This window comes from Acidovorax sp. LjRoot129 (assembly GCF_964253765.1).
Classification (GTDB): Bacteria; Pseudomonadota; Gammaproteobacteria; order Burkholderiales; family Burkholderiaceae_C; genus Acidovorax.
Genome location: NZ_CAXUSE020000001.1, coordinates 419036 through 429372, shown reverse-complemented (window position 1 = coordinate 429372; position 10337 = coordinate 419036). Strand labels below are relative to the sequence as shown.

Genomic DNA, 10337 nt, shown 5'->3' with positions numbered 1-10337 from the left:
AAAACCCACGTTTTGGACAAACCCTCTGTCACCCTGCTGACCCCCACCTCGGACGCCGAGATGGAGGAGGTCCGCGACATCTTCCAGGAATACGCCCGCACCCTCGGCGTGGACCTGTGCTTTCAGGATTTTGAGAGCGAACTTGCCCACCTTCCCGGCGACTACGCCGAGCCACGCGGCGCGCTGCTGCTGGCGCGTGTCGAGGGAGCGGTGGCTGGATGCTGCGCGCTGCGGCCGCTGGACACGGCCGACTACCCCAACGCCAGCGAAATGAAGCGCCTGTATGTGCGCAAAGCCTTCCGCGGCTTTGGCCTGGGGCGCGAGCTGGCCGAGGCGATGCTCGACCGTGCACGGCAGGCCGGCTATGCCTGCGTCTTGCTCGACACGCTGGACGATATGGAATCGGCCCGCGCGCTCTACACGGACCTGGGGTTCGAGGAGATCCCCCCGTACTACCACAGCCCCATTGCGGGAGCCCACTACCTCAAGGTCGACATTTCTTGAGGCATTCTTGGGCTCCAGCGCTGGTTGTATAAGCATCGTTAGCTATTATTAATATAGCAACAACCCTTCGGGGGGTAAAAGTCAGGCCTTGGCTTGCGCCAGCAGCGTGTCGGCGTCGCTGACCTCAAACTTGCCGGGCGCTTCCACGTTCAACGTGACCACCTTGCCGTCCTTGACCAGCATCGAGTAGCGGTTGCTGCGCAGCCCCAGGCCCTTGCCGTTGAGGTCCAGCGTGAGGCCAGTAGCCTTTGCGAACACGGCGTCGCCGTCGGCCAGCATGCGCACCTTGCCGTCGGTCTTCTGGTCGCGCGCCCAGGCGCCCATCACAAAAGCATCGTTCACGCTCACGCACCAGATCTCGTCCACGCCGGCGGCCTTGAACTCTTCGACCTTGTCGCGGTAGCCAGGCACGTGTTTGGCCGAGCAGGTCGGCGTGAAGGCGCCGGGCAGCGCGAACAGTGCAATCGTCTTGCCCGACGTGGCCTTGTCGACGGGCACAGGGTTCGGGCCGAGGCTGCAGCCTTCGCCCTCGACTTCGGAATATTCCATCAGCGTGCTTGTGGGCAGGGTGTCGCCAACTTTGATCATGGTGTTCTCTCCTTGGGTGAATAGTGAATCGTTGAAAAAGGACTCGGCTTGAAGCCGCTGCGCTGTAGCGCGACGGGGTGAGGGTGCCACTGCGTGGCCCACGTCTCGGCGTCAGCCGCCCCCCGCCCGCCAGCACCCCCGGTGGTGATGGGCGTGAGCCGCGGCAACAAGGCACGGTGTACCTCCGCCCTCGCGTGCCATGGAGCTTTGTGGGCCCCAAAAGCAAAACGACCCACATTGTGGGTCGTTTTGGAGGGCAGTGCTGCCAATCAGCCGCGAGGGCTTAGAGCAGGCCGGCCTTTTGAACCAAGCGGGTAGCAACCCAGTTCTTGGTCTTGGAGAGCGGACGGCTCTCGGTGATTTCGATCGTATCGCCCAGCTTGTACTCGCCATTTTCGTCATGGGCGTGGTACTTGCTCGACTTACCAACGATCTTGCCGTAGAGCTCGTGCTTCACACGGCGCTCGACCAGCACGGTCACAGTCTTTTGACGCTTGTCGCTGACCACCTTGCCAACCAAGGTGCGCTTGAGGGATTTTTTAGGTTCCGTCATGTGGGCTCCTTACTTGGCGGCTTGCTTTTCAGCAAGAATGGTCTTAGCACGGGCGATATCGCGGCGGGTGGTACGCAGCGTGTTGGTGTTACCCAATTGCTGCGTAGCCTTTTGCATGCGCAGGCCGAAATGGGCCTTTTGCAGAGCCTTGATTTCGGCTTCGATGCCGGCGACGTCTTTTTGGCGCAGTTCAGTAGTCTTCATTGCTTGTTCTCCTGAATCACGAGCCAATGTGACGGCTGACGAACGTGGTGCGCAGCGGCAGCTTGGCAGCAGCCAGGCGGAACGCTTCACGGGCCAGTTCTTCGGGCACACCGACGATCTCGAAAACGATCTTGCCGGGCTGGATTTCAGCCACGTAGTACTCGGGGTTGCCCTTACCGTTACCCATACGCACTTCTGCGGGCTTGGTAGAGATTGGCTTGTCCGGGAACACGCGGATCCAGATACGGCCGCCACGCTTGACGTGACGGGAAATCGCACGGCGTGCAGCTTCGATCTGGCGGGCCGTCAGACGGCCCCGATCGGTGCACTTCAGACCGAAATCACCGAACGCAACGGAGGCACCCCGCGTTGCGACACCGGTATTACGGCCCTTTTGCTCCTTGCGATACTTGCGGCGAGCAGGTTGCAGCATACTTATTCTCCTTTTCCGTCCGCTGCTGTAGCGGGCGCGGCGACTTTGCGTACGCGCTTAACGGCGGTGTTATCAGCGCCACCAGCTTCCGCTGGCTTGTCGCTGCCGTCGGCCGGAGCGGTGTTACCACCGACTGGACGACGTGGGGCTCCACGGCCTGCGCCTGGACGATCGCCACCTGGGCGACCATCACGGCGTGGACCGCGTGGGCGGCGCTCTTCGTCTGGACGAGGAGTTTCCACAGCTGGGAGGTCGTTACGACCCAGCGTGTCACCCTTGTAGACCCAGACCTTGACGCCGATCACACCGTAGGTGGTCTTGGCTTCAGAGGTGCCGTAGTCGATGTCCGCACGCAGCGTGTGAAGTGGCACGCGGCCTTCGCGGTACCACTCGCAGCGAGCGATTTCGATACCGTTCAGACGGCCGGACGACATGATCTTGATGCCTTGGGCACCCAGACGCATGGCGTTCTGCATGGCGCGCTTCATGGCGCGGCGGAACATGATCCGCTTTTCCAGCTGTTGCGTGATGCTGTCGGCGATCAGCTTGGCATCGATTTCGGGCTTGCGCACTTCTTCGATGTTCACTGCGACCGGCACGCCCAGGCGAAGAGCGAGTTCCTTCTTGAGGTTCTCGATGTCTTCACCCTTCTTGCCGATCACCACGCCCGGACGTGCCGAGTAAATGGTGATGCGGGCGTTCTTGGCAGGGCGCTCGATCAGGATGCGCGACACGGCGGCGTTCTTCAACTTGGCCTTCAGGTACTCGCGCACCTTGATGTCTTCGGCCAGCATGCCCGCGAAATCGCGGTTGCTGGCGTACCAACGGCTGGACCAGTTGCGGCTGACCGCAAGGCGGAAGCCGGTAGGATGGATTTTTTGTCCCATAGTCTTCCCGAGCCTTTAGTTGCCAACCGTCACGTACACATGGCACGTGGGTTTGCTGATGCGGTTGCCGCGGCCTTTGGCGCGCGCGGTGAAGCGCTTGAGCGTGGTGCCTTGTTCGACGTAGATGGTCTTGACCTTCAGTTCGTCGATGTCAGCGCCATCGTTGTGTTCGGCGTTGGCGATGGCCGACTCCAGAACCTTCTTGACGATTCCCGCAGCTTTTTTCTGCGTGAAAGTCAGGATGTTCAGAGCCTGGTCCACCTTCTTGCCGCGGATCAGGTCAGCGACCAGACGGCCCTTGTCGACCGACAGACGGACGCCCCGGAGGACTGCACGTGTTTCAGACATGGTCGTTCCTTACTTCTTCGCTTTTTTGTCAGCGGGGTGACCTTTGAAGGTGCGCGTCAGGGCGAATTCGCCCAGCTTGTGGCCCACCATCTGGTCGGTGACATAGACAGGTACGTGCTGCTTGCCGTTGTGCACGGCAATGGTCAGACCGATGAAATCGGGCAGAACCATGGAGCGACGCGACCAGGTCTTGACTGGTTTCTTGTCCTTGGTGGCAACGGCCTTTTCGACCTTGGCCAGCAAGTGATGGTCAACAAATGGACCCTTTTTAAGAGAGCGAGTCATCTGTTACCCCTTACTTCTTGCGACGCGACACGATCATGATCTGTGTGCGCTTGTTGTTACGGGTGCGATAACCCTTGGTCAGATTGCCCCAAGGATCGACTGCATGACGGCCTTCGCCGGTGCGGCCTTCGCCACCACCGTGAGGGTGATCCACTGGGTTCATGGCAACGCCGCGAACCGTAGGACGAATACCCATCCAGCGCTTCACACCGGCCTTGCCGAGTTGGCGCAGGCTGTGTTCTTCGTTGGCCACTTCACCAATGGTGGCGCGGCATTCGATGTGGATCTTGCGGACTTCACCCGAGCGCATACGCACCTGGGCATAGACGCCTTCACGGGCCAGCAAGGTTGCCGAAGCACCAGCCGAGCGAGCGATCTGTGCACCGGCACCGGGCTTGAGCTCGATGCAGTGGATGGTCGAACCCACGGGGATATTGCGGATAGGCAGCGTGTTGCCAGCGCGGATCGGGGCTTCCGAACCAGACAGCAGGGTTGCGCCCACTTCCAGGTTGCGGGGAGCGATGATGTAACGGCGCTCGCCGTCGGCATAGCACACCAGAGCGATGTGGGCCGTACGGTTTGGATCGTACTCAATGCGCTCAACCTTGGCTGGAATGCCGTCCTTGTTGCGCTTGAAGTCGACCACGCGGTAGTGGTGCTTGTGACCACCGCCCTTGTGGCGCGTCGTGATGTGACCATTGTTGTTACGGCCGGCCTTCTGGAATTGTGGTTCCAGCAGGGGGGCGTACGCTTCACCCTTGTACAGGTGGTCACGCGTGACCTTCACCACGGCACGTTGGCCGGGCGAAGTGGGTTTCATCTTGATGACAGCCATGATTACGCGGCCTCCCCAGAGAGGTTCAGCTCTTGACCAGGCTGCAGCGTGACATAAGCCTTGCGAACGTTGTCGCGGCGGCCGATGGTCTTGCCAAAACGCTTGGTCTTGCCTTTGGTGTTCACCACAGAGACGCCCTTGACCTCGACCTTGAACATCAATTCCACAGCGGCTTTGATTTCTGGCTTGGTTGCGTTCTGCAGCACCTTGAACGTCACAGCATTGGACTTTTCAGCAACCATGGTGGCCTTTTCGGACACGATGGGAGCGACCAGCACTTGCATCAGACGACCTTCGTCAAACTTGAGTGTGCTCATGCGAACATCTCCTTGAGTTTGTCGATTGCGCCCTTGGTGACGAGCACTTTCTTGAAACGGACCAGCGACACGGGATCGGCGTAACGGGGCTCAACGACGAGCACGTTCACCAGATTGCGCGAAGCCAGGTACAGGTTTTCGTCCACTTCCTCGGCGATCACCATCACCGATTGCAGGTTCATCGCCTTGAACTTGTCGGCCAGGACCTTGGTCTTGGGCGAGTCAAGCTTCAGCGAGTCGACCACCGCCAGACGGCCTTCGCGGGCCAGCTGCGACAAAATCGCAGACATGCCGGCGCGGTACATCTTCTTGTTGATCTTCTGCGTGAAGTTTTCGTCAGGCATGTTCGGGAAAATCCGACCGCCGCCACGCCACAGAGGCGAAGACGTCATACCTGCACGTGCGTTACCCGTACCCTTTTGCTTGAAAGGCTTCTTGGTCGAGTGACGGACTTGCTCGCGGTCCTTCTGGGCGCGAGTGCCTTGGCGTGCGTTGGCCTGATAGGCCACCACGATCTGGTGAACCAGATCTTCGTTGTATTCACGACCGAACACGGTTTCAGGAACGTCCAGCTTGGACGCGCCTTGGCCTTGGTCATTCAGGAGTTCGAGCTGCATTAGTTCGCTCCTTTGGTAGGTTTGGCCTTGACTGCGGGACGCACGGTCACGAACCCACCCTTGGAGCCCGGGATTGCGCCCTTGATCAAGATCAGTTGACGTGCTTCGTCGATGCGGATCACATCGAGATTCTGCGTGGTCTTGGTGACGTCACCAAGGTGGCCCGTCATGCGCTTGCCGGGGAACACGCGACCTGGATCTTGCGCCATACCGATGGAGCCGGGCACGTTGTGCGAACGGCTGTTACCGTGCGACGCGCGCTGCGACTTCATGTTGTGACGCTTGATGGTGCCGGCGTAGCCTTTACCAATCGAGGTGCCTTGCACGTCGACTTTTTGACCCACGGAGAACACGGACGTCACAGCCACCGATGCGCCAGCTTGGTACTGGGCAGCGGTATCGGCAGTCACGCGGAATTCCTGGATGATTTCACCGGCTTCCACACCTGCCTTGGCAAGGTGGCCGGCTTCTGGCTTGGTCACACGCGATGCTTTGCGCGAACCGAACGTGACCTGCAGGGCCACGTAGCCATCGTTCTCTTGGGTTTTGATCTGGGTAACGCGGTTGTTAGATACATCTACCACCGTGACAGGCACTGCGTCCCCATCATCGGTGAACAGACGCATCATGCCCACTTTGCGACCCAGCAACCCGAGGGAGTTGCTCAGACTCATTGGTTTTCTCCAAAACTTTCACCGCCTCAACTTCAATTGGCTGGGGCGTTGCACTTGCGTGCATGAAAGAAGGTTAATAAAACTTCGCTCAATTCACACCCTTTCACAGGCGCAAATTGAGCGAAGCCCTAAAGTATAACGCGAACTGCTTTTGCAAGCAAGTTCGCGTTATTTCAGACACTCCGCAGCGGGCAAGCCCACCGCGGTGCGGCAATTACTGCAGCTTGATTTCGACGTCCACGCCCGCAGGCAGGTCGAGCTTCATCAGGGCGTCTACCGTCTTGTCGGTAGGGTCCACGATGTCCATCAGACGTTGGTGCGTGCGGATTTCCAGCTGGTCGCGCGACGTCTTGTTGACGTGGGGCGAGCGCAGGATGTCGAAACGCTTCATGCGCGTGGGCAGGGGCACGGGGCCCTTGACGATGGCGCCGGTGCGCTTGGCGGTGTCGACGATCTCGGCAGCGGACTGGTCGATCAGCTTGTAGTCAAACGCCTTCAGGCGGATGCGGATTTTTTGCTTGGACATGGCGATTCCTTGTGCAACTAAGAACGATTACGCGAGGATCTTGGCCACGACGCCAGCGCCCACGGTACGGCCGCCTTCGCGGATAGCGAAGCGCAGGCCTTCTTCCATGGCGATGGGGTTGATCAGCTTCACAGTGATCGACACGTTGTCACCAGGCATGACCATTTCCTTGTCGGCTGGCAGCTCGATGGCGCCAGTCACGTCGGTCGTGCGGAAGTAGAACTGTGGGCGGTAGTTGTTGAAGAACGGGGTGTGGCGGCCGCCTTCGTCCTTGCTCAGCACATACACTTCAGCCGTGAAGTGGGTGTGTGGCTTGATCGAGCCGGGCTTGCACAGCACTTGGCCGCGTTCCACGTCTTCACGCTTGGTGCCGCGCAGCAGCAGGCCGACGTTGTCGCCAGCTTGGCCTTGGTCCAGCAGCTTGCGGAACATTTCCACGCCGGTGCAGGTTGTCTTGACGGTGTCCTTGATACCGACGATTTCGATTTCTTCGCCGACCTTGACAATACCGCGCTCGATACGGCCGGTCACCACGGTGCCGCGGCCCGAGATGGAGAACACGTCTTCCACGGGCATCAGGAAGGCGCCGTCCACAGCGCGCTCTGGCGTGGGGATGTAGTTGTCCAGGGCGTCAGCCAGCTTCATGATGGCTTCTTCACCCAGGGCACCCTTGTCGCCTTCCAGGGCGAGCTTGGCGGAACCGCGCACGATGGGGGTGTCGTCGCCTGGGAAGCTGTACTTGTCCAGGAGTTCGCGCACTTCCATTTCGACGAGCTCGAGCAGCTCTTCGTCGTCGACCATGTCGCACTTGTTCAGGAACACGATGATGTAAGGCACGCCCACTTGGCGGGCCAGCAGGATGTGTTCGCGGGTCTGGGGCATGGGGCCGTCAGCGGCCGAGCACACCAAAATGGCGCCGTCCATCTGGGCTGCGCCGGTGATCATGTTCTTCACATAGTCGGCGTGGCCTGGGCAGTCCACGTGGGCGTAGTGGCGGTTGGCCGTTTCGTATTCCACGTGGGCGGTGTTGATCGTGATGCCGCGGGCCTTTTCTTCAGGTGCTGCGTCGATCTGGTCGTATGCCTTGGCTTCGCCGCCGAACTTGGCGGACAGCACCGTGGCGATCGCCGCCGTCAGCGTCGTCTTGCCATGGTCCACGTGGCCGATCGTGCCCACGTTGACGTGGGGCTTGGTACGTTCGAACTTACCTTTTGCCATTTTCAATCTCCAAAGAGCAATGCCTGTGTTGAGGTTTAACGTCTGCACCCGATTGCTGATTCGTCCCGCACAGGGCAACAGGACGGCACCGGGTCGCAGATTGCAAGAATCTTGCTACTGTTTTTATAGCTACTAGCACTTGATAGACAAGCGCCAGCAGCCAATTTGATTCAAAAACAAAGAGGAAAGGCCTGCCCATGGCAGACCTTTCACTCGACGCGCTTACTTGGCGCGTGCAGCCATGATGGCTTCGGACACGTTGCGCGGCGCTTCGCTGTAGTGCTTGAATTCCATCGAGTACGTGGCGCGACCTTGCGTTGCAGAACGCAGCGTGGTCGAGTAGCCGAACATTTCCGACAGCGGGACTTCAGCGCGGATGGCCTTGCCACCGCCGGGAATGTCTTCCATACCTTGCACCATGCCGCGACGGCTGGACAGATCGCCCATCACGTTGCCGGCGTAGTCTTCAGGCGTTTCGACTTCCACAGCCATCATGGGTTCCAGGATGACCGGGCCAGCCTTACGGCAGCCTTCCTTGAAGCCAAAGATGGCAGCCATCTTGAACGCGAGTTCGTTCGAGTCCACATCGTGGTACGAACCGAAGTGCAGCGTGACCTTGACGTCGACCACGGGGTAGCCGGCCAGCACGCCCTGCGTCACGGCTTCGTTGATGCCCTTTTCAACCGCAGGGATGTATTCGCGAGGAACCACACCACCCTTGATCGCGTCGACGAACACGATGCCCTTGCCCACTTCGTTGGGTTCGATCTTGAGCACAACGTGGCCGTACTGGCCCTTACCGCCGGACTGGCGCACGAACTTGCCTTCGGCTTCTTCCACCGTCTTGCGGATGGTTTCGCGGTAAGCGACCTGGGGCTTGCCCACGTTGGCTTCCACGCCGAATTCGCGCTTCATGCGGTCCACAATGATTTCCAGATGCAGCTCGCCCATACCGGCGATCAGCGTCTGGCCCGACTCTTCATCGGTCTTCACGCGGAAGGATGGATCTTCAGCAGCCAGACGTTGCAGGGCGATGCCCATCTTTTCCTGGTCGGCCTTGGTCTTGGGTTCCACAGCCTGGGTAATCACAGGCTCCGGGAACACCATGCGCTCCAGGATGATGGGCGAGCCCACGTCGGCCAGCGTTTCACCCGTGGTCACGTCTTTCAAGCCCACGCAAGCAGCGATGTCGCCTGCACGGATTTCGTCGACTTCCACACGGTCATTGGCCATCATTTGCACGATACGGCCGATGCGCTCTTTCTTGCCCTTGACGGAGTTGTACACCGTGTCGCCCTTGGACAACACGCCCGAGTACACGCGCACAAAGGTCAACTGGCCCACAAACGGGTCGGTCATCAGCTTGAACGCCAAAGCCGAGAACTTTTCGCCGTCATCCGCTTTGCGGGTGACGGGTGCCTCGTCTTCATCCGTACCCGTCACGTCCGGGATATCCACGGGCGAAGGCAGGTAGTCGATGACGGCGTCCAGCATGCGCTGAACACCCTTGTTCTTGAAAGCCGTGCCACACAACATGGGGTGGATTTCAGTGGCGATCGTGCGCGTGCGCAGGCCGAACTTGATTTCCTCTTCGGAGAGCGTGCCCTCTTCCAAGTACTTGTTCATCAGCTCTTCAGAGGCTTCAGCCGCAGCTTCCACCATCTTCTCGCGCCATTCCTTGGCCAACTCCACCAGATCCGCGGGGATTTCGGCGTAGTCGAACTTCATGCCCTGCGACGCTTCGTCCCAGAGGATCGCCTTCATCTTCAGCAGATCGACCACGCCGGTGAACTTTTCTTCGGCACCGATCGGGATCACCACGGGCACAGGGTTGGCCTTCAGGCGCAGCTTCATCTGGTCATAGACCTTGAAGAAGTTGGCACCGGTACGGTCCATCTTGTTCACAAAGGCCAGACGTGGCACCTTGTACTTGTTGGCTTGGCGCCAGACGGTTTCCGACTGGGGCTGTACGCCGCCCACGGCGCAGTACACCATGCAGGCGCCGTCAAGCACGCGCATGGAACGCTCGACTTCAATCGTGAAGTCCACGTGGCCGGGGGTGTCGATGATGTTGAAACGGTGCTCGGGGTAGGACAGGTCCATCCCCTTCCAGAAGCAGGTCACAGCAGCCGAAGTGATCGTGATGCCGCGCTCTTGCTCTTGCTCCATCCAGTCCATGGTCGCCGCGCCATCATGCACTTCACCAATCTTGTGGTTCACACCGGTATAGAACAGGATGCGTTCGGTCGTCGTGGTCTTGCCAGCGTCAATGTGGGCCGAGATACCGATATTGCGGTAGCGCTCGATGGGAGTCTTGCGAGCCATGGTAGATCCTTGGATGGGTCGTG

The 10337-nt window shown here is 59.7% G+C and carries 15 protein-coding genes; 1 reads left to right on the top strand and 14 read right to left on the bottom strand.

The window, feature by feature from the left end; all coding sequences use genetic code 11:
* The first annotated feature begins 12 nt into the window (after positions 1-12).
* Entirely contained in the window at positions 13-504 is a 492-nt protein-coding gene (locus ACSQ3Q_RS02050; protein WP_436132768.1) for a GNAT family N-acetyltransferase, read from the top strand.
* Positions 505-585: 81 nt separating this feature from the next.
* Here ACSQ3Q_RS02050 and ACSQ3Q_RS02045 read toward each other — a convergent pair whose 3' ends face one another.
* The 14 genes from ACSQ3Q_RS02045 to fusA form a co-directional block, all read right to left on the bottom strand.
* The gene (locus ACSQ3Q_RS02045; protein ID WP_436132767.1) at positions 586-1092 is read right to left on the bottom strand and encodes a peroxiredoxin; all 507 of its coding nucleotides are present in this window, start codon (positions 1090-1092) and stop codon (positions 586-588) included.
* A 283-nt stretch (positions 1093-1375) separates the two neighbouring features.
* On the bottom strand, positions 1376-1645 hold the full coding sequence (gene rpsQ / locus ACSQ3Q_RS02040; protein ID WP_024813780.1) for a 30S ribosomal protein S17: 270 nt from the start codon (positions 1643-1645) through the stop codon (positions 1376-1378).
* Between the two features lie 9 nt (positions 1646-1654).
* Positions 1655-1849 (bottom strand): 50S ribosomal protein L29, encoded by a 195-nt coding sequence (rpmC, locus tag ACSQ3Q_RS02035; RefSeq protein WP_008906429.1) that lies wholly within the window; start codon positions 1847-1849, stop codon positions 1655-1657.
* A 16-nt stretch (positions 1850-1865) separates the two neighbouring features.
* Entirely contained in the window at positions 1866-2282 is a 417-nt protein-coding gene (rplP, locus tag ACSQ3Q_RS02030; RefSeq protein WP_007847799.1) for a 50S ribosomal protein L16, read from the bottom strand.
* Between the two features lie 2 nt (positions 2283-2284).
* Positions 2285-3169, bottom strand: coding sequence for a 30S ribosomal protein S3 (gene rpsC, locus ACSQ3Q_RS02025; protein WP_436132766.1), 885 nt, complete (start codon positions 3167-3169; stop codon positions 2285-2287).
* A gap of 15 nt (positions 3170-3184) precedes the next feature.
* The gene (rplV, locus tag ACSQ3Q_RS02020) at positions 3185-3517 is read right to left on the bottom strand and encodes a 50S ribosomal protein L22 (protein ID WP_005796970.1); all 333 of its coding nucleotides are present in this window, start codon (positions 3515-3517) and stop codon (positions 3185-3187) included.
* Between the two features lie 9 nt (positions 3518-3526).
* Positions 3527-3802: a 30S ribosomal protein S19 gene (gene rpsS, locus ACSQ3Q_RS02015; protein WP_099739882.1), complete on the bottom strand. Its 276-nt coding sequence runs from the start codon at positions 3800-3802 to the stop codon at positions 3527-3529.
* Between the two features lie 10 nt (positions 3803-3812).
* Positions 3813-4637, bottom strand: a complete 825-nt coding sequence (rplB, locus tag ACSQ3Q_RS02010) for a 50S ribosomal protein L2 (RefSeq protein WP_010467175.1) — start codon at positions 4635-4637, stop codon at positions 3813-3815.
* A 2-nt stretch (positions 4638-4639) separates the two neighbouring features.
* Positions 4640-4954: a 50S ribosomal protein L23 gene (rplW, locus tag ACSQ3Q_RS02005; protein WP_010467173.1), complete on the bottom strand. Its 315-nt coding sequence runs from the start codon at positions 4952-4954 to the stop codon at positions 4640-4642.
* Positions 4951-5571 carry a 50S ribosomal protein L4 gene (rplD, locus tag ACSQ3Q_RS02000; protein ID WP_010467171.1) on the bottom strand — a complete coding sequence of 207 codons (621 nt, stop codon included), beginning with the start codon at positions 5569-5571 and terminating at the stop codon, positions 4951-4953. Before rplD ends, rplW begins: the two co-directional genes overlap by 4 nt.
* Positions 5571-6245 (bottom strand): 50S ribosomal protein L3, encoded by a 675-nt coding sequence (gene rplC / locus ACSQ3Q_RS01995; RefSeq protein WP_436132765.1) that lies wholly within the window; start codon positions 6243-6245, stop codon positions 5571-5573. Before rplC ends, rplD begins: the two co-directional genes overlap by 1 nt.
* A 214-nt stretch (positions 6246-6459) precedes the next feature.
* A complete protein-coding gene (gene rpsJ, locus ACSQ3Q_RS01990; RefSeq protein ID WP_005796953.1) occupies positions 6460-6771 on the bottom strand; it encodes a 30S ribosomal protein S10 in 312 nt (103 codons plus the stop codon).
* A 27-nt stretch (positions 6772-6798) separates the two neighbouring features.
* Positions 6799-7989: an elongation factor Tu gene (gene tuf / locus ACSQ3Q_RS01985; RefSeq protein ID WP_436132764.1), complete on the bottom strand. Its 1191-nt coding sequence runs from the start codon at positions 7987-7989 to the stop codon at positions 6799-6801.
* Positions 7990-8211: 222 nt separating this feature from the next.
* Positions 8212-10314 (bottom strand): elongation factor G, encoded by a 2103-nt coding sequence (fusA, locus tag ACSQ3Q_RS01980; RefSeq protein WP_436132763.1) that lies wholly within the window; start codon positions 10312-10314, stop codon positions 8212-8214.
* Positions 10315-10337 lie beyond the last annotated feature (23 nt).